Source organism: Streptomyces coelicoflavus, assembly GCF_045041415.1.
In the GTDB taxonomy this organism is placed as follows: domain Bacteria; phylum Actinomycetota; class Actinomycetes; order Streptomycetales; family Streptomycetaceae; genus Streptomyces; species Streptomyces coelicoflavus.
This window is the reverse complement of the sequence record NZ_CP108218.1, coordinates 5,035,450-5,057,994: the sequence shown is the minus strand read 5'-3', so window position 1 is coordinate 5,057,994 and position 22,545 is coordinate 5,035,450. Positions and strand designations below refer to the sequence as shown.

Annotated in this window: 19 protein-coding genes; 8 read left to right on the top strand and 11 right to left on the bottom strand. The window is 71.1% G+C overall.

Annotated elements, in window-relative coordinates:
• The first annotated feature begins 67 nt into the window (after positions 1 to 67).
• The 3 genes from OHA99_RS22580 (at position 68) to OHA99_RS22570 (ending at position 5,422) form a co-directional block, all read left to right on the top strand.
• A complete protein-coding gene (locus tag OHA99_RS22580) occupies positions 68 to 1,810 on the top strand; it encodes an LCP family protein (RefSeq protein WP_405697477.1) in 1,743 nt (580 codons plus the stop codon).
• 215 nt (positions 1,811 to 2,025) lie between these two features.
• Positions 2,026 to 3,732, top strand: a complete 1,707-nt coding sequence (locus OHA99_RS22575; protein WP_405697475.1) for an LCP family protein — start codon at positions 2,026 to 2,028, stop codon at positions 3,730 to 3,732.
• Between the two features lie 79 nt (positions 3,733 to 3,811).
• Complete coding sequence (locus OHA99_RS22570; protein ID WP_153179545.1) at positions 3,812 to 5,422, top strand: LCP family protein; 1,611 nt, start codon at positions 3,812 to 3,814, stop codon at positions 5,420 to 5,422.
• A 37-nt stretch (positions 5,423 to 5,459) separates the two neighbouring features.
• Here the strand turns inward: OHA99_RS22570 and OHA99_RS22565 are convergent, their stop codons facing one another.
• Positions 5,460 to 6,515, bottom strand: coding sequence for a glycosyltransferase family 2 protein (locus tag OHA99_RS22565; RefSeq protein WP_153179544.1), 1,056 nt, complete (start codon positions 6,513 to 6,515; stop codon positions 5,460 to 5,462).
• 287 nt (positions 6,516 to 6,802) lie between these two features.
• Between OHA99_RS22565 and OHA99_RS22560 the strand changes: the two genes are divergently transcribed.
• Positions 6,803 to 8,179 (top strand): LCP family protein, encoded by a 1,377-nt coding sequence (locus tag OHA99_RS22560; protein ID WP_153179543.1) that lies wholly within the window; start codon positions 6,803 to 6,805, stop codon positions 8,177 to 8,179.
• Positions 8,180 to 8,208: 29 nt separating this feature from the next.
• Here the strand turns inward: OHA99_RS22560 and OHA99_RS22555 are convergent, their stop codons facing one another.
• A complete protein-coding gene (locus OHA99_RS22555; protein ID WP_194280054.1) occupies positions 8,209 to 9,474 on the bottom strand; it encodes an LCP family protein in 1,266 nt (421 codons plus the stop codon).
• Positions 9,475 to 9,593: 119 nt separating this feature from the next.
• Here OHA99_RS22555 and OHA99_RS22550 point away from each other — a divergent pair, with 119 nt between their 5' ends.
• Positions 9,594 to 10,160 (top strand): acyl-CoA thioesterase, encoded by a 567-nt coding sequence (locus OHA99_RS22550; RefSeq protein ID WP_164384473.1) that lies wholly within the window; start codon positions 9,594 to 9,596, stop codon positions 10,158 to 10,160.
• A gap of 42 nt (positions 10,161 to 10,202) precedes the next feature.
• Here the strand turns inward: OHA99_RS22550 and OHA99_RS22545 are convergent, their stop codons facing one another.
• Both OHA99_RS22545 and OHA99_RS22540 read right to left on the bottom strand, forming a co-directional pair.
• The gene (locus OHA99_RS22545) at positions 10,203 to 11,243 is read right to left on the bottom strand and encodes a vWA domain-containing protein (protein WP_153179541.1); all 1,041 of its coding nucleotides are present in this window, start codon (positions 11,241 to 11,243) and stop codon (positions 10,203 to 10,205) included.
• A 139-nt stretch (positions 11,244 to 11,382) separates the two neighbouring features.
• Positions 11,383 to 12,540, bottom strand: coding sequence for an acyl-CoA dehydrogenase (locus tag OHA99_RS22540; RefSeq protein ID WP_042826282.1), 1,158 nt, complete (start codon positions 12,538 to 12,540; stop codon positions 11,383 to 11,385).
• Positions 12,541 to 12,730: 190 nt separating this feature from the next.
• Between OHA99_RS22540 and OHA99_RS22535 the strand changes: the two genes are divergently transcribed.
• Positions 12,731 to 14,074 (top strand): UDP-glucose/GDP-mannose dehydrogenase family protein, encoded by a 1,344-nt coding sequence (locus OHA99_RS22535; RefSeq protein WP_153179540.1) that lies wholly within the window; start codon positions 12,731 to 12,733, stop codon positions 14,072 to 14,074.
• Between the two features lie 117 nt (positions 14,075 to 14,191).
• On the opposite strand, the gene OHA99_RS22530 is transcribed toward OHA99_RS22535, so the two are convergent.
• On the bottom strand, positions 14,192 to 14,716 hold the full coding sequence (locus OHA99_RS22530; protein ID WP_165685794.1) for a CGNR zinc finger domain-containing protein: 525 nt from the start codon (positions 14,714 to 14,716) through the stop codon (positions 14,192 to 14,194).
• A 110-nt stretch (positions 14,717 to 14,826) separates the two neighbouring features.
• On the opposite strand from OHA99_RS22530, the gene OHA99_RS22525 reads away from it, so the two are divergent.
• Entirely contained in the window at positions 14,827 to 15,186 is a 360-nt protein-coding gene (locus OHA99_RS22525; RefSeq protein ID WP_153179538.1) for a VOC family protein, read from the top strand.
• Positions 15,187 to 15,214: 28 nt separating this feature from the next.
• On the opposite strand, the gene OHA99_RS22520 is transcribed toward OHA99_RS22525, so the two are convergent.
• The 4 genes from OHA99_RS22520 to OHA99_RS22505 form a co-directional block, all read right to left on the bottom strand.
• Positions 15,215 to 16,345 carry a dipeptidase gene (locus OHA99_RS22520; RefSeq protein WP_405697466.1) on the bottom strand — a complete coding sequence of 377 codons (1,131 nt, stop codon included), beginning with the start codon at positions 16,343 to 16,345 and terminating at the stop codon, positions 15,215 to 15,217.
• A gap of 121 nt (positions 16,346 to 16,466) precedes the next feature.
• On the bottom strand, positions 16,467 to 17,645 hold the full coding sequence (locus OHA99_RS22515; protein ID WP_266571856.1) for a dipeptidase: 1,179 nt from the start codon (positions 17,643 to 17,645) through the stop codon (positions 16,467 to 16,469).
• Positions 17,646 to 17,650: 5 nt separating this feature from the next.
• Positions 17,651 to 18,193 carry a 5-(carboxyamino)imidazole ribonucleotide mutase gene (purE, locus tag OHA99_RS22510; protein WP_153179535.1) on the bottom strand — a complete coding sequence of 181 codons (543 nt, stop codon included), beginning with the start codon at positions 18,191 to 18,193 and terminating at the stop codon, positions 17,651 to 17,653.
• Positions 18,190 to 19,329, bottom strand: coding sequence for a 5-(carboxyamino)imidazole ribonucleotide synthase (locus OHA99_RS22505; RefSeq protein ID WP_153179534.1), 1,140 nt, complete (start codon positions 19,327 to 19,329; stop codon positions 18,190 to 18,192). Before OHA99_RS22505 ends, purE begins: the two co-directional genes overlap by 4 nt.
• Before the next feature lie 165 nt (positions 19,330 to 19,494).
• Here OHA99_RS22505 and OHA99_RS22500 point away from each other — a divergent pair, with 165 nt between their 5' ends.
• On the top strand, positions 19,495 to 20,070 hold the full coding sequence (locus OHA99_RS22500; protein WP_153179533.1) for a GtrA family protein: 576 nt from the start codon (positions 19,495 to 19,497) through the stop codon (positions 20,068 to 20,070).
• A 19-nt stretch (positions 20,071 to 20,089) separates the two neighbouring features.
• Here OHA99_RS22500 and draK read toward each other — a convergent pair whose 3' ends face one another.
• Together draK and OHA99_RS22490 are read right to left on the bottom strand one after the other, a co-directional pair.
• Positions 20,090 to 21,364 (bottom strand): two-component system sensor histidine kinase DraK, encoded by a 1,275-nt coding sequence (draK, locus tag OHA99_RS22495; RefSeq protein ID WP_007450412.1) that lies wholly within the window; start codon positions 21,362 to 21,364, stop codon positions 20,090 to 20,092.
• Between the two features lie 103 nt (positions 21,365 to 21,467).
• Positions 21,468 to 22,145, bottom strand: coding sequence for a response regulator transcription factor (locus OHA99_RS22490; protein ID WP_007450413.1), 678 nt, complete (start codon positions 22,143 to 22,145; stop codon positions 21,468 to 21,470).
• Positions 22,146 to 22,545 lie beyond the last annotated feature (400 nt).

Sequence of the window (22,545 nt, the reverse complement as noted above, 5' to 3'; positions counted from 1 at the left end):
TACGTCCAACTGTGCGAACAGGTCGCGTGCGGGAGCACGTCCGCGGGCCCGAGGGTGGGAGAGGGACATGACGCAGAGCAGTGTGCGCGGGGAGGGAACGCGACCGGACACCGTCCGGCACGCCCGCGGCCGGCGGACCGGTCGCCGCGGCCGGGACGAGGGGGCCACGGGCTCCGCCGGGCCGGAGGGCCCGAAAGGACCGGACGGGCCGCAGGGCCACGGAGGCAGGAACGGCAGGCGCTCCGGGAAGCGGCGCTCCGGGCGCCGGCACCGGGCGCTGAGATGGTCCGCGACCACGCTCGCGGTGCTGATACTCGGCACGGCCGGCGCCGGATACCTCTACTACCAGCACCTGAACGGCAACATCGACAAGGGCGAGCGCAGCAGCGGCGACTCCAAGGCGCACAAGGCCGAGCCGAACGCGGCCGGACAGACCCCCCTGAACATCCTGCTGCTCGGCTCCGACAGCCGGGCCTCCGACGCCAACGTCGCGCTCGGCGGCGGCAAGAACCACCGCGACAATCCGCCGCTGGCCGACGTGCAGATGCTGATCCACCTGGCCGCGGACCGCAAGAGCGCCGCGGTGGTGAGCATCCCCCGGGACACCCGGGTCGACATCCCCGCGTGCAAGGACCACGACTCCGGGGAGAAGTTCCCGGCGACCAACGCCATCATCAACACGTCACTGGCCCGCGGCGGCGCCGGCTGCACCCTGGCCACCTGGGAGAACCTCACCGGGGTCTACATCGACCACTGGATGACGATCGACTTCGCGGGCGTCGTCTCGATGGCGGACGCGGTCGGCGGCGTCGAAGTCTGCGTCAACCAGAACGTGCACGACCGCCCGCTGCCCGGCGTGCCCGGCGGCTCGGGCCTGAGGATGACGAAGGGCTCGCACAAGGTCAAGGGCGAGGAGGCGCTCCAGTGGCTGCGCACCCGGCACGCCTGGGGCAGTGACCCGCTGCGGGCCCGGGCCCAGCACATGTACATGAACTCGATGATCCGCACCCTCAAGAGCCAGAACGTCTTCACCGACGCGGGCAGGCTGATGGGCCTGGCCGAGGCCGCCACGAAGTCGCTGACGGTCTCCGAGGAGATCGGCACCGTCAAGAAGCTGTACGACCTCGGCATGCAGCTCAAGACGGTGCCCACGGACCGCATCACCATGACGACGATCCCCACGGTCGAGGACCCCGAGGACGGCAACCACCTGCTCCCGGCACCCGACGCCGACAAGATGTGGGCGATGCTCCGCGACGACGTGTCCTTCGACGACAAGGGCGAGAAGGGCAGGAAGGACACCGCCGAGGGCGCCGGCGAGGGCGCCGGCAAGAGCGATGGCAAGGACGCCACCGGGGACGGCGGCACCGGCCGGCCCTCCGACGAGCCCGCCGCCGACTCCGAGATCGGTGTCCTCGTCCAGAACGCCACCCGGTCGGCCACCCTCGGCCCGGTCACCGGCCGGGCCGGCGCGGTCGCCGGGACGCTGGTGGAGAAGGGCTTCGCGAAGGCGACGAAGGACACCTCGGCGGCCCTGTCCGAGGAGCGGACCGTCGTCCGTTACCCGAGCGACGAGTTGGCGGGCGACGCACGCCGCGTCGCCGATGCGCTGGGGATCCCCGCGAACGCGGTGCGCAAAGCCACGGACGTGTCCGGGATCACTCTCGTCGTGGGAGCTGACTGGCGCGACGGCGCGTCCTATCCGAAGCAGAAGACACCCGAGGCCGGGGACCTTCCGACGAACAGCGACGCCCTCAACGGCTCGGACACCAGCAAGTGCATGGACGTCTACAAGCCCTACCGATGGTAGGAGTTCACGAAAATAGGAGGGAATGCCCTGTTGTAGGGGTGACGAGCGTGACACCAGGGTCGTTCGACGCCGAACCGGGCGGATAGTGTGAGCGCTCCAATGGCTCCAGTGCCCCCCGCCGCGAGGTCCGCCCTGGCGTCGTGCACTTGTTGACTCTTTACCGGGCGCCTTCGAAGGAAGGCGCCGCGTGGCCCCCGACGAAGGATTGGGAAACCGTGGACGCGCAAGGACGTGGGCGGGCAGACGACGTCGATCCCGCAGACCAGTGGGTGCTGAATCCACGTACCGGTGAATACGAACTGCGACTGTCTCCTTCCGCACCGCAGTCGTCCGTTCCCAAGCCCCGCACGGAGGGGCGCCGCACGGCTGCCCCGGGCCGCGAGGTGCCGCCCCAGCGGCGGCGCCGCCCGGAGCCCGAGGAGCCGGTGCCCGGCCGGCGTGGACGCCGGCCGGAGAAGAAGAAGTCCAAGGGCAAGAAGGTCCTGCTGTGGACCGGCGGCAGCATGGCCTTCGTCGTCCTCGTGACCGGCGTCGGCGGCTACCTCTACCTCAAGCACCTCGAGGGCAACGTCTCGACGACGGACGTCGGCAACGCCGGAAGCAGCAGCTTCAGCAAGGACGAGGCCTTCAACATCCTCATCATCGGCACCGACAAGCGCACCGGTGAGGGCAACGAGGGCTACGGCGACAAGGGCAGCGCCGGGCACGCGGACACCAACATCCTGCTGCACGTCGCCGAGGACCGCTCCAACGCGACCGCGCTCAGCATCCCCCGCGACCTGATCGTCGACATCCCCGACTGCGAGACGAAGCTGAAGGACGGGACGACGAAGGTCATCCCGGGTTCCTCCGGCGTCCGCTTCAACCAGAGCCTGGGCGACCTCGGCCGGGACGCGGGCTGCACGATGCGCACGGTGACGGAGACGACCGGCATCAAGCCGGACCACTTCATGATGGCCGACTTCAACGCGGTCAAGACGCTGACCTCGGCGGTCGGCGGCGTCGACGTGTGCGTGGAGCACGCCGTGGACGACCCGAAGTCCCATCTCCAGCTCCCCAAGGGCGAGTCCACCGTCGAGGGCGAGCAGGCCCTCGCCTTCGTCCGCACCCGGCACGCCTTCGGCAACGAGGGCGACCTGGACCGCATCAAGGTGCAGCAGCAGTTCCTGGGCTCGCTCATGCGGAAGATGTCCTCCAGCGACACCCTCACCAGCCCCACCAAGCTGGTGAAACTCGCCGAGGCCGCGACCAAGGCCCTCACCGTGGACAGCGCCATCGGCAACGTGGGCACGCTCAAGGACATCGCCCTGGAGCTGAAGAAGGTGCCGCCGAAGAACATCACGTTCGCCACCGTGCCGGTGCTCGACAACCCGGCCGAGAAGGTCAAGGCGACGGTGGTCGTGAACGAGGCCAAGGCTCCCCAGGTCTTCGACATGATCAAGAACGACGTCTCCTTCACCGAGGTCGAGCAGAAGAAGAAGGACAAGAAGAAGAAGGAGGACGCCGCCGTCGCCGCGCGTCTGGAGGGCGCGAAGTCCGAGCCCTCCGAGGTCCGCGTCCGCGTCCTCAACGGCGGCGCTCCCACCGGCAGCGCGGGGCAGGAGCTGACCTACCTCCAGAACCAGGCCGGCGTCGCCAAGTCCGAGAACGCGGGCAACGCCCCCGCCGAGGTCGCCAGGACCACCCTGGAGTACGCCCCCGACCAGGCCGACCAGGCCCGCGCCCTCGCCGAGATCCTCGGCCTGTCCGGCACCGCCATGAAACCCGGCGAGAGCGTCACCAACTCCCAGGGCCTGCCCGCCATGACTCTCACTCTCGGCAAGGACTTCAAGGGCGCCGGAGTGAAGCTCGACGCCGCATCCATCGAGAAGCCGGAGCTGGACAACGCGTCCACGGCCGACCAGAAGTTGTGCGCCAGTTGACCTGACGGGCCTGTCGTACGTCTCACAGGACGGCGACGGGCCCGTGCGGTGGCGCGGGGGTGGGGAGAGGGACGCGGACATGACGCGGAGCGGTGTGCAGGGGGAGGACACGCAGGAGGAGGCGGCAGCCGCCTCCGAGCGTGCGGAGGCCGTCCGGGGGGACGGCGACAACGGTGTCGAGGAGGCGAAGGACCCCCGTCCGCGCCGGCGCCGCCGCCGCGCCCTGCGCTGGACCGCGGTGCTGATCGCCGCGGTCCTGGCCGGCTCGGCGGGGGCCGGCTACCTCTACTACGAGCATCTCAACGACAACATCAAGCAGGACGCCCTGAACCTGGGCGACAACAAGGTCGCCGCGCCGACGCCGAACGCGGCCGGGCAGACCCCGCTGAACATCCTCGTCATCGGCTCGGACGCCCGGGACAGCGAGGAGAACCAGCAACTCGGCGGCGCCCGCGAGACGTTCGGCTCCACGCCGCTGGCGGACGTGCAGATGCTGGTGCACCTGTCCGCCGACCGCAGCAACATGTCGGTGGTCAGCATGCCGCGCGACACCCTGCTGGAGATACCCAAGTGCACCGACCCGGACGACGGGACGGTGCACCCGGCGAGCGAGGGCCGGGTGATGACGAACGAGAGCCTCGGCCACGGCGGTCCGGGCTGCACCGTGGCCACCTGGCAGGAGCTGACCGGCATCCACATCGACCACTTCGTGATGGTCGACTTCGCGGGCGTGGTCTCGATGGCGGACGCCGTGGGCGGCGTCCCCGTCTGCGTGGACGCCAACATCCACTCGCGCGACGGCCAGGGCCACGGTTCCGGTCTGAAGCTGGCGAAGGGCACCCACCCCGTCAAGGGCGAGCAGGCCCTGCAGTGGCTGCGCACCCGGTACGGCTTCGAGGACGGCAGCGACCTCGCGCGGGCCAAGGCCCAGCACATGTACCTGAACTCGATGGTGCGCGTCCTGCGTGAGAACGCCACCCTCAGCAGCCCGAACAGGCTGCGCAGGCTCGCCGAGGAGGCCACCGCGGCGCTCACCGTCGACCCGGGCCTGGACTCCGTCAAGAAGCTGTACGACCTCAGCAACGAGCTGCGCACGGTGAAGCCCGAGCGCATCACCATGACCACGATGCCCAACCGGTACGTGGGCGCCCGCGTCGAGCCGACCGAGGACGCGGAGCAGCTGTTCCGGCTGGTGCGCGAGGACATCGCCCTGGACGGCAAGGACGCGAAGAAGAAGCCCGACGCGGAGCCGGAGCCCCCGGCCGACCCGGCCGCACCCGACGACGACATCGCGGTGCAGGTCCGCAACGGCACCCGCACCGACGAACTGGGCACCGCCCCGGGGCGCGCGAACGCGATCGCCGGGCTCCTGGTGGAACGGGGCTTCACGAAGGCCGTCGCGGACCCGTCGGTACTGCCGAGCGAGGACCGTACGGTGATCCGCTACCCGAGCGCCGATCTGGAGGGCGACGCACGGCGCGTCGCCAAGTCCCTGGGCGTTCCGGCGAGTTCGGTGAAGCGGTCGACGGACGTGTCCGGCGTCACCCTCGTCGTGGGCGCCGACTGGCGCGAGGGTACGGCGTACCGGGCGCCCGGGAGCGACGACCGCACCCCCGAGTCCGCCGAGGCCCTCAACGGCGCCGACGAGAGCGCCTGCATGCATGTGAACCCGGCGTTCACCTGGTCCTGAGCCGGGCCTCGGACCCGAGGCCTGGTGCCGACGGGCGTCAGCGCGTCCCGGCGGCGTCCGTGGCGTCCGCGTCCGGCCGGACCGCCGGGCGCCGTGAGGCGATGACCTTCCTGGCCAGCGACTTCGGGCTGGTCAGGAAGCCCCAGCCCCACGACATGTGCATGGTCGCCAGCGCCACCGGGATCTGCGCCCGCGCCTTCAGCCCGAGCCCCTTGCCGGCGGGCAGCGAGCCCGCGACGATCGCCGCGAGGTAGCCGCCGGGGACGACGAAGCCCCACGGGGTCAGCGCGGCGCCCACCACGACACCGGCCGCGATGGCGCACACGGCGGTCGGCGGGGCGAGGTAGCGCAGGTTGATGGAGCCGGAGTGGTAGCGGGCGACGACGTGCCGCCAGCGGCCGTAGTCCTTGTACTGCTTCGCCAGCGCCCGCATGCTCGGCCTCGGGCGGTAGGACACCCGCAGCTCCGGCGAGAACCAGATCAGGCCGCCGGCCTCGCGGATGCGGAAGTTCAGCTCCCAGTCCTGGGCGCGGATGAACTCCTCGTTGTAGCCGCCCTGCCGCTCCAGCGCCTCGCGGCGGAACACGCCGAGGTAGACGGTCTCGGCGGGCGCGGCCTGTCCGCCCGTGTGGAAGGCCGCGTTGCCCACGCCGATCTTCGACGTCATCGCGGCGGCGACGGCGTCCTCCCAGGCGTTCTCGCCCTCGGCGTGCATGATGCCGCCCACGTTCTGCGCGCCGGTCTCCTCCAGGAGCCGTACGGCCGTGGAGATGTAGTTCGGCGACAGCATGCCGTGGCCGTCGACGCGGACGACCACCGGATGGCGGGAGGCCTTGATCGCGGCGTTCAGCGCGGCGGGCGTACGGCCGGTGGGATTCGGCACGGTGTGCACGCGCGGATCCTCGGCGACGAGCTCGGCGGCGATCTCCTCCGTACGGTCCGAGGACGGACCGACGGCGATGACGACCTCCATCTCGCCGGCGTACTCCTGGGCGAGGATGGCGCGGACGGCGCCGCGCAGGTGCCGCTCCTCGTTGAGGACGGGCATGATCACGGAAACGGCGGGCAGCCGCACGTCGGACTTGGCGTTCATCGGTGCTCACGTTACCGCGAACGGGGGACACGAGTGCGCGCCGCGGGGGTCACAGCGCCGGGCAGCAGATCGTATGGGCCTACGGTGCTCACGAATCCCACGTCCGGCCTCACGCTCCACGCCCAGGGGCCCGTCCCCGCGGAGGTGTCCCCTTGCCCACGCCGCCCCGCCCGTCCCGGGTCCCGGCCTCGACCGGCCGGGGCGGGCCCGCGTCGCAGCGCGGCGGCTCCCGGCCGTCCCGGCGCCCGCCGAGGCCCCCCGTACGGCGGAAGAGGCCGCGCTGGGCCATGCGGGCGGTGACCGCTCTGTCGGTGGTGGTGCTCGGCTCCGCCGGGATCGGGCACGCCGTGCTCACCGGCCTGGACTCGGACATCTCGCGGGTCGACGCGTTCAAGGACATGAAGAACCGGCCCAGGGCGGGCGACGGCATGAACGTCCTGATGGTCGGCACCGACGGCCGGGACGAGATCACCGAGGAGGAGCGGCGCAAGTACAAGCTGGGCGGCGCCCCCTGCCACTGCACCGACACCATCATGATCGTGCACATCTCGGAGGACCGGGAGCGCGCGAGCGTGGTCAGCCTGCCGCGCGACTCGTACGCCGAGACGCCCGGCCACACCGACCGCACCACGGGCGAGCACCACGAGGGGCACCCGCTGAAGCTGAACGCGGCCTACGCCGAGGGCGGCCCGCAGCTGACCATCCGCACGGTCGAGAACATGACCCGCGTGAAGATCGACCACTATCTGGAGGTCGACTTCACCAGCTTCATGAAGACCGTGGACGTGCTCGGCGGGGTGAAGATCTGCACCGTCCAGCCGCTCAAGGACAGCTACACCGGACTCGACCTCGCCCCCGGCACCCACACGCTGATGGGCGGGCAGGCGCTCCAGTACGTACGCTCACGCCACCTCGACGGCGCCTCCGACCTGAGCCGGATGAAGCGCCAGCAGCGCTTCATGGCCGCCCTGATCGACCGGGCGACCTCCTCGGGCATCCTGCTGAACCCGCTGAAGTTCCGTGACGTCACCCGGGCCGTCCTCGGCTCGGTCCGCGCCGACCAGGGCTTCGGCACCGACGAGTTGCTGACGCTCGGGCGGGCGATGCGGAACTTCTCTCCGTCGTCCTCCGAGTTCACCACCGTGCCGATCGGGCAGATGGGCTACGCCGTCAAGGGCGTCGGATCGACCCTGAAGTGGGACCCGGTGAAGTCGGAGCGGATCTTCGACGCCCTGCGCGAGGACAAGCCGCTGGCCGCACCGAAGCCGAAGCCCAAGGGGCCGAGGCCGGTGCGGGTCCCCGTGGACCCGAAGCAGATCCGCGTCCAGGTGGAGAACGGCACCCGCACCCCGGGTCTCGGCAAGCGGGTGGACGACGCGCTGGCGGCGACCGGGTTCCGCACCACCAAGGCGCCGCGCAACGCCGCCGACCGGGCGGTCGAGCGGACCGTCGTCGCCTACGACCCGCGCTGGGACCAGTCGGCGAAGTCGCTGGCCGCCGCCCTGCCCGGCAGCGAGCTGAAGCCGGTCAAGGGGCAGGGGGCGACGCTGAAGGTGATCGCGGGCGCCGACTTCGAGAAGGTGGCGAAGGTGCGGCCGGCCGACCCGCCGCAGGAGTCGGGCACGGTGGTGCGGGGCGACGAGGTGGTCTGCGACGAGGAGTGAGCGCGCCGGGGAGACCGGCGCGCACCTGCTCAGTTGCCGGAGACGGTCACCTTCTCGTCGTTCTTCAGCTCCTCGACGAGCTTCTTGACCTTGGCGTCGTCCCACTTGAGGTTGCCGCCGACGCTGCCGGAGACCGGCATGTTCATCGAGGTGCCGTCGCCGCCGCTGACGCTCTTCATCGCCCAGAACATGCTCGCCAGGTCGAACAGGCCCATGTCCTTGTCGACGATGAGGGAGTCCAGTCCCGCGCCCATGGTCGGGTACAGCTTGAACGGGTTGAGGACCGTCGACGGGGTGGCCACCTGGCTCGCCAGCGCCGACAGGAACTTCTGCTGGTTCTTGGTGCGGTCCAGGTCGGAGCCGGGCAGGGCGTACCGGGTGCGGACGAAGGCGAGGGCCTCCTGGCCGTTCAGGGTCTGCTTGCCCTTCTTGAAGTCGGCGCCGGACTTCTTGTCCTTGATGTCCTGCGGGATGTCGATCTCGACGCCGCCGACCGCGTCCACGATGTTGGCGAAGCCGCCGAAGCCGATCTCCACGTAGTGGTCCAGGCGCAGCCCGGTGTTGTGCTCGACGGTGCGCACCAGCAGTTCGGGGCCGTCCTCGGCGTAGGCGGCGTTCAGCTTGGTGTGCCGGCCCGTGCCCGGGTACTTCTTGCCGGACTCGGAACCGACGAAGCTCGGGATCTCCACGTCCGAGTCGCGGGGCAGGGAGATCAGCGTCGACCCGTTGTCCCCGGTGTGCAGGATCATCATCGAGTCGGTGCGCTTGCCCTCGGCGTAGCCGGTGTGCAGGTCCTTCATCTCGTCCTTGGACATGCCCTCACGGCTGTCGGACCCGACGATCAGGTAGTTGGTACCCTCGCCGGCCTCGGGCCGCTCGATGACCTTGGACAGGTCGACGTCGCGGTTGAGCTTGGAGTCGGCCCAGAAGTAGGTGCCGACGGTGGTGACGACGAGCACGGTCACCACCGTGATCGCGGTCCACTTGATCCGGCGGCGCCAGTCCGGCGCGGGCCGGCCCTGCGCCTGGCGGCCGGGGCCCTGGCCGCCGCCGCTGCCGCCGTAGACCTGGCCGGTGTTGTAGCCGTCGCCGCCGTGTCCCTGGCCGTCGGTGTACGACGGCTGCTGGGGCACGCCGGCGCCGTACGGCGGGGCCGACGGGCCCGGGCCGGGCGGCGTCCCGCCGCGGCGGACCTGACGCATCACGCGGGCGCTCTCGGGCCGTGCACTCGCGCTGCCGCGTCCGTATCCGCTGCCGCGGTTGTCACCGGACCATCCCTCGGGCCAATCATTCATGGGCCCAGTGTGCCGGGCTGCCCTGTGGGCGTTACAAGGTATGTCGGAAAATCAGGGCAGTGCTGTTGCGAACCCGACACAAAATCACGCCGGTGCAGCCCCGGCATAAGGTGGAGCGCATGACAGACCAGGCAGAACAGGCCTCGGCCGCGCAGCAGGCGCTCCCGGAGATCCCGGGCAAGCCGACCTCGGCCTCCCGCACCACCCTCAGCCACATCATGACGCACGGCGACACCAACCTTCTGGGCACGGTGCACGGCGGTGTGATCATGAAGCTCGTCGACGACGCGGCGGGCGCCGTGGCCGGACGGCACTCCGGCGGACCCGCCGTCACCGCGTCCATGGACGAGATGGCGTTCCTCGAGCCGGTCCGCGTCGGTGACCTCGTCCATGTGAAGGCGCAGGTCAACTGGACCGGCCGCAGTTCCATGGAGGTGGGCGTCCGGGTCATGGCCGAGCGCTGGAACGAGTCCACGCCGGCCACCCAGGTCGGCTCGGCCTACCTGGTCTTCGCCGCCGTGGACGCCGACGGCAAGCCCCGCACGGTGCCTCCGGTGCTGCCCGAGACCGAGAAGGACAAGCGCCGCTACCAGGAGGCCCAGATCCGCCGCACCCACCGCCTGGCCCGCCGCCGCGCGATCATGGAGCTGCGGGAGCGCCGGGTGGCGGAGGGGTACGAGGACTGACCTCCGCCCGGGACGTCGCGGGCATCGCAGACGGCAGGGGCGTCAGAGCATGAGCAGGAGGCGTGTGTTCGGGACCAATTTCCGGTTCACGCTCGTGCTCTGCACGAAGATCGTGAAGTCGTCGTTGTGGTCCGGCTTGATGCGGACCTCGACGTCCGGCAGGCCGAGCAGGGCGCGGGCCTCGGGCCCCGTGTACACCCGGTCCGTCTTCTTCTCCAGCACCGATATCTGCTTCTTCGGCTGGACCTTCTCCGACTTGCTCAGCTGGTAGAACGCGCCGCCGGTGCGGTAGGTGTGCCCGCACTCGACGACCCAGTCGCGGATCGCCGCGTCGCGGGTCACGTCGACCAGCTGGTACTTCGAGGACTCCACCGGGGTGAGCCCGGCCGCCTTGATGGTGTCCTTGTTGACCGTGTCCGCGCCGGCGGAGAAGACGGCCCGCGAGCCCCGGATGCCCTTGGTGCGGCCCACCATGAACTTCTCGGTGGCCTCCTGGATGACCTGTCCGGCCTCTTCCAGGCCCTGGGTGCTGGTGGCGTCCCAGATGGCGACGTTGTCCTTCGGGAAGCCGTACTGCATGGCCTCGCGCTTGCCCATCTGGTCGGGCACGAGGACGGCCAGCGTCCAGTTGTCCTCCTGCGTCTCGATCATCCGGGACACGGCCTCGACCAGGGCGCGCGGGTCCTTGGCGGGGGCGTCCGGGCAGCGGTGGCTCACGTTCTCCTGGCCGTCGGTGAGGACGAAGGTGAGGAAGCTGTGGTCCCCGTAGAGCTGGGCCGTCTGCGCCAGCTCGTGCTGGGACTTGAGCGTGGCCGCCAGCAGCGCCGTCATGCCGCCGACCCGGTACATCTGCTTCAGGGACGGCATCCGCAGCACGTCCTTGTCGTAGATCACGCACTGCACGCGGTCGGCGAAGACGTACACCGTGACGCGGGTCTCCTGGTCCAGCTCCTGCGAGCGGCGGGCCAGGTAGGCGATCTGCTGGTCGGCGACCTCGACCACCTTGTGGCTCAGGCGGGACATGGACGAACTGGCGTCCAGCACGAGAGCGACGTGGTTGATGTAGTTCTGGTGTCCGGACATGGCGGATCCCCCTCTTACCGATTGCCGATCGGCGGCTTCCCGACTCGATGGATCCACCGTCTCACCCGCCACTGACAATCCGTCACGACGAGCGAGGGGCGCCCGTCGCCGGACGCCCCTCGCTGCGGTACACCGGCCGCTACGGCAGGTTGCGCGCCATGACGATGCGCTGGACCTGGTTGGTGCCCTCGTAGATCTGCGTGATCTTGGCGTCGCGCATCATGCGCTCCACCGGGTAGTCACGGGTGTAGCCGTAGCCGCCGAGCAGCTGGACGGCGTCCGTGGTGACCTCCATGGCCACGTCGGAGGCGAAGCACTTGGCGGCGGCGCCCTGGAAGGTCAGGTCGCCGTCACCCCGCTGCGACTTGGCGGCCGCCGCGTAGGTGAGCTGGCGGGCGGCCTCGATCTTCATGGCCATGTCCGCGAGCATGAACTGGATGCCCTGGAAGTCGGCGATCGGCTTGCCGAACTGCTTGCGCTCCTTGACGTAGCCCTTGGCGTAGTCGAGGGCGCCCTGGGCGATGCCGAGGGCCTGGGCGGCGATGGTGATGCGGGTGTGGTCCAGCGTCTGCATCGCGGTGGCGAAGCCGGTGCCCTCCGCGCCGATCATGCGGTCGGCGGGGATGCGGACGTTGTCGAGGTAGACCTCGCGGGTCGGGGAGCCCTTGATGCCGAGCTTCTTCTCCGGGGCGCCGAAGGAGACGCCCTCGTCGGACTTCTCGACGACGAAGGCGGAGATGCCCTTGGAGCGCTTGCTCGGGTCGGTGACGGCCATCACCGTGTAGTACTCGGAGACGCCCGCGTTGGTGATCCAGCGCTTGACGCCGTTGAGCACCCAGAAGTCGCCGTCGCGGACGGCTTTGGTCTTCATGCCGGCCGCGTCGGAGCCCGCGTCGGGCTCGGAGAGGCAGTAGGAGAACATGCCGTCGCCCTTGGCGAGCGGGGTCATGTACTTCTTCTTCAGCTCCTCGGAGCCGGAGAGGATCACCGGCAGCGAGCCGAGCTTGTTCACGGCCGGGATCAGGGACGAGGACGCGCAGACGCGGGCCACCTCCTCGATCACGATGACCGTGGCGAGCGCGTCGGCGCCCGCGCCGCCGTACTCCTCGGGGACGTGCACCGCGTGCAGGTCGTTCGCGGTGAGGGCGTCCAGGGCCTCCTGCGGGAAGCGGGCCTCCTCGTCCACCGCGGCGGCGTACGGCGCGATCTTCGCCTCGGCCAGCGAGCGGACTGCGTCGCGGAGCATGTCGTGCTCCTCCGACGGGCGGTACAGGTCGAAGTCAGCCGATCCGGCCAAGGTGTCTCACGCTCCAAAACGCGGTGATGCTGGGCACGCTAACTACCGTTAAGTAACCCAAATTTTAGAGCCCGTCCGCGTTCATGGATAGGTGAGCTTGACGACAGCCGGCCCCAAGGCCTCGAAAGGCTCTTCCCGCGTCCCCGATATGCTCGGGCGCGCACCCATGCCGTACACCTCTGGAGCACCCATGGCCCTGAAGATCACCGTGATCGGTACCGGTTATCTCGGCGCGACGCACGCGGCGGCCATGGCCGAGCTCGGCTTCGAAGTGCTGGGTCTCGACGTGGTGCCCGAGAAGATCGAGATGCTCCAGCGGGGCCAGGTCCCGATGTACGAGCCGGGCCTGGAGGAGCTACTGGCCAGGCACGTCGCCGGGATCGAGGGCTCCAGCGGGCGGCTGCGCTTCACCACCGACTTCGCCGAGGTCGCGGCCTTCGGCGACGTGCACTTCCTGTGTGTGAACACCCCGCAGAAGCACGGCGAGTACGCCTGCGACATGTCGTACGTCGACTCCGCGCTGGCCTCGCTCGCACCGCATCTGACCGGCCCCGCGCTGGTCGTCGGCAAGTCGACGGTGCCGGTGGGCTCCGCCGACCGGCTGGCCTCCTACCTGACCGAGCACGCGCCGGCCGGCCACGAGGCCGAGCTGGCCTGGAACCCGGAGTTCCTGCGCGAGGGCTTCGCCGTCGAGGACACGCTGCACCCGGACCGGCTCGTGGTCGGCGTGCGCAGCGAGCGGGCCGAGAAGCTGCTGCGGGAGGTGTACGCCACGCCGATCGCGGAGGGCTCGCCGTTCGTCGTCACGGACTTCCCGACCGCCGAGCTGGTGAAGACCTCGGCGAACTCCTTCCTCGCCACCAAGATCTCGTTCATCAACGCGATGGCGGAGGTGTGCGAGGCGGCCGACGGCGACGTGGCCAAGCTGGCGGAGGCCATCGGGTACGACGACCGGATCGGCCGGAAGTTCCTGCGGGCCGGGATCGGCTTCGGCGGCGGCTGTCTGCCCAAGGACATCCGCGCCTTCATGGCGCGCGCGGGTGAGCTGGGCGCCGACCAGGCGCTGACCTTCCTGCGCGAGATCGACTCGATCAACATGCGCCAGCGGGGGCAGATGGTGGAGCTGACCCGGCAGGCGCTGGGCGGCGGCCCGTTCCTCGGCAAGCGGATCGCGGTGCTGGGCGCCACCTTCAAGCCCGACTCGGACGACGTACGGGACTCCCCCGCGCTGAACGTCGCCGGGCAGGTCCACCTCCAGGGCGCCCAGGTCACGGTGTACGACCCCAAGGGCATGGACAACGCCCGGCGGCTCTTCCCGACCCTCGGGTACGCCGACTCGGCGCTGGAGGCGGTGCGGGGCGCGGACGTCGTGCTGCACCTCACCGAGTGGCGGGAGTTCCGCGAGCTGGACCCGGAGGTGCTGGGCGAGGCGGCGACGGCCCGGGTGATCCTGGACGGGCGCAACGCGCTGGACCCGACGCTGTGGCGGAAGGCCGGCTGGACGTACCGGGCGATGGGCCGCCCGACCGCCTAGTCCGCCAGGACGGGCGCGGACGGACGCCGGTTCGGCCGAGGCTCAGTCGGCCGAACCGGCGTCCGTCCGCATTCTGCCGCAGGGTGCGGCCGGGCGGCCCGTGAAGCGGGCGGTGTTTTACGAGTCCTTGGCCCGGTACCGGCGCATCTTGGCGCGGGCACCGCACACCTGCATGGAGCACCAGCGGCCGCGTCCGGCCGGGCTGCGGTCGTAGTACGCCCAGTGGCAGTCGGGGGCCTCGCAGGCCTTGAAGCGGCTCCAGGTGCCGTCCACCAGCGCCTGGGCGACGGCGGCGGCGACGCGGGCGGTCAGGGAGCCCTGCCCGGCCGGGGCGGCGCAGGCCGGGGCGAGGCCGGCCGCGCCGTCGGCCGCGTCGACGGTGACGACGAGCGGGGCGGCGGCCAGCAGCTCGCCCAGCGGGGTCACCGCGCGGTGCGGCGGATGGCCGGCGTGCGCGAGCAGGGTGGCGCGCAGGGACTCGCGCAGCTCGCGGGCCGCGGGCAGGTCGTCCTCCGTCAGACCGAAGCGCGCCCGGTTCTCCGGGGTGTCCAGCGAGTCGGCGCCCGTCTCGACGTCCAGCAGCGTGTTCACCAGGGCCTCGACCAGTTCCAGGCCGCCCGGCGCGGGCGATCGCTCACTCATGCTTGCGACGTTACCGCCAATACGGCAGCATGCAGTAACCGTTACCGGTTACTCGCTCTTACGGGTAACCGCACCGGTCACCCCTGACCGCACGCTTCAAGGAGGAAGTCATGGCTGTCGCCGAACTGGGTCCCGTCGTCCTGGACTGCCCCGAGCCCCGCGCACTGGCCCGCTTCTACGCCGAGGTGCTCGGCGGCACCGTCGAGGGGGAGGGCGACTGGGTCGACCTGAAGCTGCCGGGCGGACGAGAGCTGGCGTTCCAGGCCGCCCCCGGCTTCGTACCGCCGAAGTGGCCCGCGCCCGACGACTCGCAGCAGTTCCACCTCGACCTCACCGTCACGGACCTGGACGCGGCCGAGAAGGCCGTCCTCGAGGCGGGCGCCCGCCCGCTGGACGCGGAGGACCGCACCCGGACCTTCCGGGTCTACGCCGACCCGGCGGGACACCCGTTCTGCCTCTGCGCCTGCTGAACCGCCGCGCCCGGGGAACGCCGCCCGCTCAGCCGTCCAGGTCGGCGATGGTGGCCGTGGACGGCTCGCGGCGCAGCTGGGCCGCCTTCGCCGTGAAGGCCGCGGCACGCAGGACGCGCTGGACGTTGCCCCAGGTCAGCAGGGCGACGTCCGCCTCGTCCCAGCCTCGGCGGAGCAGTTCGGCGACGAGCCGGGGGTAGCAGGAGGGGTCGCCCAGCTCCAGCGGGTGGGCGGTGCCGGTGTCGTAGGTGCCGGACAGGCCGACGCTCCGCGGGCCGGCCACCGTGCGGACGTGGTCGAGGTGGTCGGCGACGTCCCGGACGGTCGGGCCGGTCTGCTCGGCGGTCAGCGGCACCATGCACAGTCCGCCGGCCGCGCCCAGCTCCACCAGCAGGTCGTCGGGCAGGTTGGCGGGGTGCGGGCGCAGGGCGCGGGCGGCGGAGCGGGTGCACAGCGCGGGCGCCTTGGACACCGCGAAGGTACGGCGGACCGTCTCGGCACCGGCGCCGGAGAGGTCGGCGACCACACCGAGGCGGTTCATCTCGCGGACGACCTCCTCGCCGAACCGGGTCAGCCCCGCCTCGCCCGCCCAGCTCACCCCGGACAGCGTCAGCGCGCGCAGGCCGAGGGCGTGCAGGGAGCGCAGGATGCCGAAGCGGTCGCCGATCGCGGCGGCGCCCGCGGGACCGGGCAGCACGGCGACCCGGCCGCAGTTGCGGGCGTCGATGGCCTGCCCCGCGTCGTACGCCAGCCGCAGGCCCTCGGGGTGGGCCCGCACGACCGTCTTGACCAGGTCCAGCTGCTCCAGCGTGGCGCCGACCGCGCGGTCCCCGTCGACGGACTCGGGCAGGTGCAGCGACCACAGCAGCGCCCCCACGTGCCCCTCGCGCAGCCGCGGCACATCGGTGTCGACGGCGCTCTCCCCCAGCTCCAGGTCGTACCAGGGCAGGTGCCTGAGCGCCCAGGGCAGCCCGTTGCAGCCGTCGGCGACGGGGTGGGCGGCCAGCACGGCGTGCGCCCGGGTCAGCGGCTCGTCGTCGGGGTCGGACACGGGCGCGTAGGGCTCCGGCGGAAAGGCCTCCGCGGCGAGCGGCACGGGCAGGTCGTCGAGCCCACCGGCCTCGCTACCGGTGTGCAGGTCGTCCTGGAGATCTGCCATGGCGGTGCTCCGTACGGTCGTCGTGAGATACGGCCACCGTGGCACGGAGCGGTAAGGGCTTCCTGGTGGGTGGGGCGTTCGGGGGTACCCGGGCCCCACCCGCCGGGCGGAAGCGGGCGGCTCAGCCGTCCAGCTGGTCGATGGTGGCGTGGGACGGCCCCCGCGTCTCCCGGAGCCCCCGGGCCACGTCCTCCGCCGCGTCCAGCACCCGGACCGCGTTCTTCCAGGTGAGCTTGGCCAGGTCGGCCTGGGACCAGCCGCGGTCCAGCAGCTCGGCGATCAGGTTCGGGTAGCCGGAGACGTCGTCGAGGCCGTCCGGGGTGAAGGGCGTGCCGTCGTAGTCGCCACCGATGCCGAGGTGGTCGACGCCGGCGACCTCGCGCATGTGGTCGAGATGGTCGGCGACCGTGGAGACGGTGGCGACGGGACGCGGGACGCGCTCCTCGAAGGCCGCGTGGACCTTCATCGCCTCGGGGCCCGAGTCGAGGTGGTGGAAGCCGTGGGCGCGCATGTTCTCGTCGGCCTCGGCGGTCCAGTCCACGGCCGCCTGGAGCACGAACTTCGGCACGAACGTCACCATCGCCATGCCGCCGTTGGCCGGCAGCCGCTCCAGGACGTCGTCCGGGATGTTGCGCGGGTGGTCGCACACCGCGCGGGAGGACGAGTGCGAGAAGATCACCGGCGCGGTGGAGGTGTCCAGCGCGGCGCGCATCGTCGTCGCCGCGACGTGCGAGAGGTCGACCAGCATGCCCTCGCGGTTCATCTCCCGCACGACCTCGCGGCCGAAGGCCGACAGACCGCCGACGCCGGGCTCGTCGGTCGCCGAGTCCGCCCACGCGTTGTTGTCGTTGTGGGTGAGCGTCATGTAGCGCACGCCGAGCGCGTACAGGGCGCGCAGGGTGGCCAGCGAGTTGTCGATGGAGTGGCCGCCCTCGGCGCCCATGAGGGAGGCGATACGGCCTTCGGCGCGGGCCGCCTCCATGTCGGCGGCGGTCAGCGCCGCGCGCAGCTCGCCGGGGTGGCGGTCGATGAGCCGCCGTACGCAGTCGATCTGCTCCAGCGTCGCCGTCACCGCGCCGGGCAGGTCGGAGCGGACGTACACCGACCAGTACTGCGCGCCGACGCCGCCGGACCGCAGCCGGGCCAGGTCGGTGTGCAGGTGGGCGGACTGGTCGGCGGCGATGTCGCGGGCGTCGAGGTCGTAGCGGACCTGCTCGCGCAGCGCCCAGGGCAGGTCGTTGTGCCCGTCGACGACGGGGAACTCGCGCAGCAGTTCGCGGGCCCGGTCCAGGGAGGTCATCCGGCTCACTTCCCGAAGCCGAAGCCGGCCGTCGAGCTCGCGACCTTGTTGCGCAGTCGCTTGCCCTTCTCGGTGGCCTGGTCGTTGAGTTCCTGCTGGAACTCGCGCATCCGGCCCAGCAGCTCCTCGTCGTGGGCGGCGAGGATGCGGGCGGCCAGCAGACCGGCGTTGCGGGCGCCGCCGACGGAGACGGTGGCCACGGGGACGCCGGCCGGCATCTGGACGATGGACAGAAGGCTGTCCATGCCGTCCAGGTACTTCAGCGGCACCGGGACGCCGATGACCGGCAGCGGGGTGACGGAGGCGAGCATGCCGGGCAGGTGGGCGGCGCCGCCCGCGCCCGCGACGATCGCCTTCAGGCCCCGTCCGGCGGCCTGCTCGCCGTACGCGATCATCTCGTGCGGCATGCGGTGCGCGGAGACGACGTCGACCTCGTAGGGGATCTCGAACTCGTCGAGTGCCTTGGCGGCGGCCTCCATCACGGGCCAGTCGGAGTCCGACCCCATGACGATGCCTACGACCGGGTTCGCCGGGCTGGCCTGGCTCATTCGGTGATCGTCCCTCTCAGGTAGCCGGCAGCGTGACGGGCGCGCTCCAGCACGTCGTCCAGGTCGTCGCCGTAGGTGTTGACGTGTCCGACCTTGCGGCCGGGCTTCACGTCCTTGCCGTACATGTGGATCTTGAGCTGCGGGTCGCGGGCCATGCAGTGCAGGTACGCGGAGTACATGTCCGGGTAGTCGCCGCCCAGGACGTTGACCATGACCGTCCACCTGGCGCGCGGGCGCGGGTCGCCGAGCGGGAGGTCGAGGACCGCGCGGACGTGGTTGGCGAACTGCGAGGTGATCGCGCCGTCCATGGTCCAGTGGCCGGAGTTGTGCGGGCGCATCGCCAGTTCGTTGACGAGGACGCGGCCGTCGCGGGTCTGGAACAGCTCGACGGCGAGGTGGCCGACGACGCCCAGCTCCTTGGCGATGCCGAGCGCCATCTCCTCGGCGCGCAGGGCCAGCTCCTCGTCGAGGTCGGGCGCCGGGGCGATCACCGTGTCGCAGACGCCGTCGACCTGCTGGGACTCGACGACCGGGTAGGCGACCGCCTGGCCGTGCGGGGAGCGGACCACGTTGGCGGCCAGCTCGCGGACGAAGTCGACCTTCTCCTCCGCCAGCACGGGCACACCGGCGCGGAAGGGCTCGGCGGCCTCCTCGACGGAGTGCACGACCCACACGCCCTTGCCGTCGTACCCGCCGCGGACGGTCTTGAGGACCACGGGGAACCCGTCGCCCTCCGCCGCGAAGGCGGCCACGTCGGCCGGATCGCTCACGATCCGGTGTCGCGGGCAGGGCACACCGATCGCGTCGAGTTTCGCGCGCATCACGCCCTTGTCCTGGGCGTGCACGAGCGCCTCGGGGCCGGGGCGGACGGGGATGCCGTCCGCCTCGAGGGCCTTGAGGTGCTCGGTCGGCACGTGCTCGTGATCGAAGGTGATCACGTCACAGCCGCGCGCGAACTCGCGCAACGTGTCCAGATCGCGATAGTCGCCGACGACGACTTCGTTCACGACCTGCGCCGCAGAGTCCTGAGGAGTGTCACTGAGAAGCTTGAACCTGATGCCCAACGGGATGCCCGCCTCGTGTGTCATACGAGCGAGCTGGCCACCGCCGACCATGCCGACTACGGGGAACGTCACACCCCTAGCGTATCGGCCGCGCGGAGCCCACCTGTTTACCGGCCGTTTCCCGCCGTTCCCCGTGCCCGTTCCGCCCCCCGTGCGCCCGTCCGCAGGAAGATCGCGCGTCCGGGTGGTTAGCATGAACGGATTGACGCCGATTGATGGACGGGGGCCTGCACGGCCATGGGACATGGTTCCTCGGGTGCTCACACGGCTCCCTCCGCGCCCGACGCGCCCCGCGACGGGGTGCGGGGGCGGATCGACCGGCTCGTGCGCGAGGTCGTGAAGTTTGGCGCCGTGGGCGGCGCGGGAGTGCTGGTCAACCTCCTCGTCTTCAACTTCGTCCGGCACACGACCGACCTCCAGGTGGTGCGGGCCAGCATCATCGCCACGATCGTCGCGATCGCCTTCAACTACGTGGGCTTCCGGTACTTCACCTACCGCGACCGCGACAAGAGCGGTCAGACCCGCGAGATGTCGCTGTTCCTGGTGTTCAGCGCGGTCGGGCTGGTGATCGAGAACGGCGTGCTCTACACGGCGACGTACGGGTTCGGCTGGGACAGTCCGCTGCAGAGCAACATCTTCAAGTTCCTCGGCATCGGGATCGGCACCCTGTTCCGCTTCTGGTCGTACCGCAGCTGGGTCTTCCGGGCGCTGCCCGCCCGTGAACCGGCGGCGACGCGGGCCGAGACCTTCCTGGAGCACGAGCACCCCACCGCGCTCCCCCGCACCGACGGCGCCCCTGCCGGTCAGCGCTGACCCGCTCCCCCGCGCGCCCTCAGCGCACCGTCTGGCCGCCCTCCCCCGAGGGTTTCTTCGGTGGCGGGGTACGGGACAGGAACAGCCCGAAGACCGGCGGACGCCCCTGGAGCAGCTCGAGCCGTCCGCCGTCCGCCTCGGCCAGGTCGCGGGCGACGGCGAGGCCGATGCCCGTGGAGTTGCGCCCGCTGATCGCCCGCTCGAAGATCCGCGCCCCCAGGTCGCCCGGGACGCCGGGGCCCTCGTCGGTGACCTCGACCACGGCCTGGTTGCCGGTCACCCGGGTCCTGAGGGCCACGGTGCCGCCGCCGTGCATCAGGGAGTTCTCGATCAGCGCGGCCAGCACCTGCGCCACGGCGCCCGGGGTGCCCACGGCCGTCAGATGGCGTTTGCCCGAGCTGACGATGGCCCGCCCCTCGCTGCGGTAGGCGGGGCGCCACTCGGCGATCTGCTGCTGGATGACGTCGTCCAGCTCGAAGGTGACGGCGGAGCCGCTGCGCGGGTCGCGGGAGTTGGTCAGCAGCCGGTCCACGACGTCCGTCAGCCGCTCCACCTGCGACAGCGCGATCGTCGCCTCCTCCTTCACCGTCTCCGGTTCGTCGGTGAGGGTGATCTCCTCCAGCCGCATCGACAGCGCGGTCAGCGGCGTACGCAGCTGGTGGGAGGCGTCGGCGGCCAGGCGGCGCTCGGCGGTGAGCATCCGGGCGATGCGCTCGGCGGAGGAGTCCAGCACGTCGGCGACGCGGTCCAGCTCGGGGACGCCGTACCGCTTGTGCCGCGGGCGGGGATCGCCGGAGCCGAGGCGTTCGGCGGTCTCCGCGAGGTCGGTGAGCGGGGAGGAGAGGCGGTTGGCCTGCCGGATCGCCAGCAGTACGGCGGCGATCACCGCGAGCAGCGCCACCAGGCCGATGATCAGCAGGGTGCGGCCCACCTCCCGGGTCACCGAGGAGCTGGGCTCCTCGACGAGGACCGTCTCGCCCTCCTCGCCGGTGGCCTTGCCCCGCAGGACGTCACCGGACGGCTTGCTGCCGACCTCGATGACCGGCTCGCCGGGGATGCGGATCACGGCGTACCGGGCGTCGCGGATCTGCTCCCGCAGGAACCGCTCGTCGACGGAGCCGGTGCCGATGAGCCGGCTGTCGACGATGCTGGCCAGCCGCACCGCCTCCAGGTCGACCCGCTCCTGGGCGGTGCTGCTGATGGTCCGGGTCTCGACGATGACGAGGGAGACGCCGAAGACGGCGATCACGACGAGCACCACGGCGAGCGTGGACTGGATCAGTCGACGGCGCATGTCCTCTTACCCGGGTCGCCCGCGCGGGCCCTCGCGGGCTCGCTCAGTCTTTCTCGACTCAGTCTTTCTCGACTCAGTTCTTCGCGAGTCAGTTCTTCGCGAGTCAGTTCTTCTCGAAACGGAAGCCCACGCCCCGCACGGTGGCGATGTAGCGCGGGTTGGCCGCGTCGTCGCCGAGCTTCTTGCGCAGCCAGGAGATGTGCATGTCGAGGGTCTTGGTCGACGACCACCAGGTGGTGTCCCAGACCTCGCGCATCAGCTGGTCGCGGGTGACGACCCGGCCCGCGTCGCGCACCAGGACCCGCAGCAGGTCGAACTCCTTCGCGGTGAGCTGGAGTTCCTCCTCGCCCATCCAGGCCCGGTGCGACTCGACGTCGATGCGCACGCCGTGGGTGGCGGGCGGCTGCGGGGGCTCGACCGCGCCGCGCCGGAGCAGGGCCCGGACCCGGGCGAGCAGCTCGGCCAGGCGGAAGGGCTTGGTGACGTAGTCGTCGGCGCCCGCGTCGAGACCGACGACGGTGTCCACCTCGTCGGCCCGCGCGGTCAGGATCAGGATCGGCACGGCATGGCCCTCGGACCGCAGCCGGCGGGCGACCTCGAGGCCGTCCATGTCCGGCAGGCCGAGGTCCAGCACGACCAGGTCGATGCCGCCCTGAAGCCCCGCGTCGAGTGCGGCGGGTCCGTCCTCACGCACCTCGACCTCGTACCCTTCCCTGCGCAGTGCGCGGGCCAGCGGCTCCGAGATGGACGCGTCGTCCTCGGCGAGCAGTACACGGGTCATGACCTGATGGTAGACCGCTCGGAGCAACGCCCGGGGCAAGATCGACCCAGGGCATTCCCGCCCGCACACCACCTGTGCGTCACCTGTGGACCACTCGGGGACGAGCCGGGCAGGTGCCGGACGTGCGCCGCGCGACCCGCCCCCGACCACCCGCATCCGCACCTGCGGCTGTGGGGTGCCATCCTGTAAGGAACCTTCGAAAGATCGTTCGTGGTTCCACGGTCACCTGTGATTCACGTCTCAAGTCCTTCCATACCGGGCGGTGTCCTGCCGTATGGTGAATCAGCGCCTGTAGCACCCAGAGGACCTTTGGCGACAGTTTCGACGCTGAAGGTCTCTTTTGTGTGCGGGCCGGCCCCCACGGCCGGCCTTGAAAGGAATGACCTGTGGCCGGGCCTCA

Bases quoted from the DNA above. Each gene is read 5' to 3' on its own strand.
- OHA99_RS22565 (WP_153179544.1), bottom strand. From the start codon at position 6,515: ATGAACGCCAAGTCCGACGTGCGGCTGCCCGCCGTTTCCGTGATCATG.
- draK (WP_007450412.1), bottom strand. From the start codon at position 21,364: ATGCGCCGTCGACTGATCCAGTCCACGCTCGCCGTGGTGCTCGTCGTG.
- OHA99_RS22490 (WP_007450413.1), bottom strand. From the start codon at position 22,145: ATGACCCGTGTACTGCTCGCCGAGGACGACGCGTCCATCTCGGAGCCG.
- OHA99_RS22550 (WP_164384473.1), top strand. From the start codon at position 9,594: ATGACAGACCAGGCAGAACAGGCCTCGGCCGCGCAGCAGGCGCTCCCG.
- purE (WP_153179535.1), bottom strand. From the start codon at position 18,193: ATGAGCCAGGCCAGCCCGGCGAACCCGGTCGTAGGCATCGTCATGGGG.
- OHA99_RS22560 (WP_153179543.1), top strand. From the start codon at position 6,803: ATGCGGGCGGTGACCGCTCTGTCGGTGGTGGTGCTCGGCTCCGCCGGG.
- OHA99_RS22570 (WP_153179545.1), top strand. From the start codon at position 3,812: ATGACGCGGAGCGGTGTGCAGGGGGAGGACACGCAGGAGGAGGCGGCA.
- OHA99_RS22580 (WP_405697477.1), top strand. From the start codon at position 68: ATGACGCAGAGCAGTGTGCGCGGGGAGGGAACGCGACCGGACACCGTC.
- OHA99_RS22515 (WP_266571856.1), bottom strand. From the start codon at position 17,645: ATGACCTCCCTGGACCGGGCCCGCGAACTGCTGCGCGAGTTCCCCGTC.
- OHA99_RS22520 (WP_405697466.1), bottom strand. From the start codon at position 16,345: ATGGCAGATCTCCAGGACGACCTGCACACCGGTAGCGAGGCCGGTGGG.
- OHA99_RS22555 (WP_194280054.1), bottom strand. From the start codon at position 9,474: ATGAATGATTGGCCCGAGGGATGGTCCGGTGACAACCGCGGCAGCGGA.
- OHA99_RS22500 (WP_153179533.1), top strand. From the start codon at position 19,495: ATGGGACATGGTTCCTCGGGTGCTCACACGGCTCCCTCCGCGCCCGAC.
- OHA99_RS22530 (WP_165685794.1), bottom strand. From the start codon at position 14,716: ATGAGTGAGCGATCGCCCGCGCCGGGCGGCCTGGAACTGGTCGAGGCC.
- OHA99_RS22545 (WP_153179541.1), bottom strand. From the start codon at position 11,243: ATGTCCGGACACCAGAACTACATCAACCACGTCGCTCTCGTGCTGGAC.
- OHA99_RS22525 (WP_153179538.1), top strand. From the start codon at position 14,827: ATGGCTGTCGCCGAACTGGGTCCCGTCGTCCTGGACTGCCCCGAGCCC.
- OHA99_RS22535 (WP_153179540.1), top strand. From the start codon at position 12,731: ATGGCCCTGAAGATCACCGTGATCGGTACCGGTTATCTCGGCGCGACG.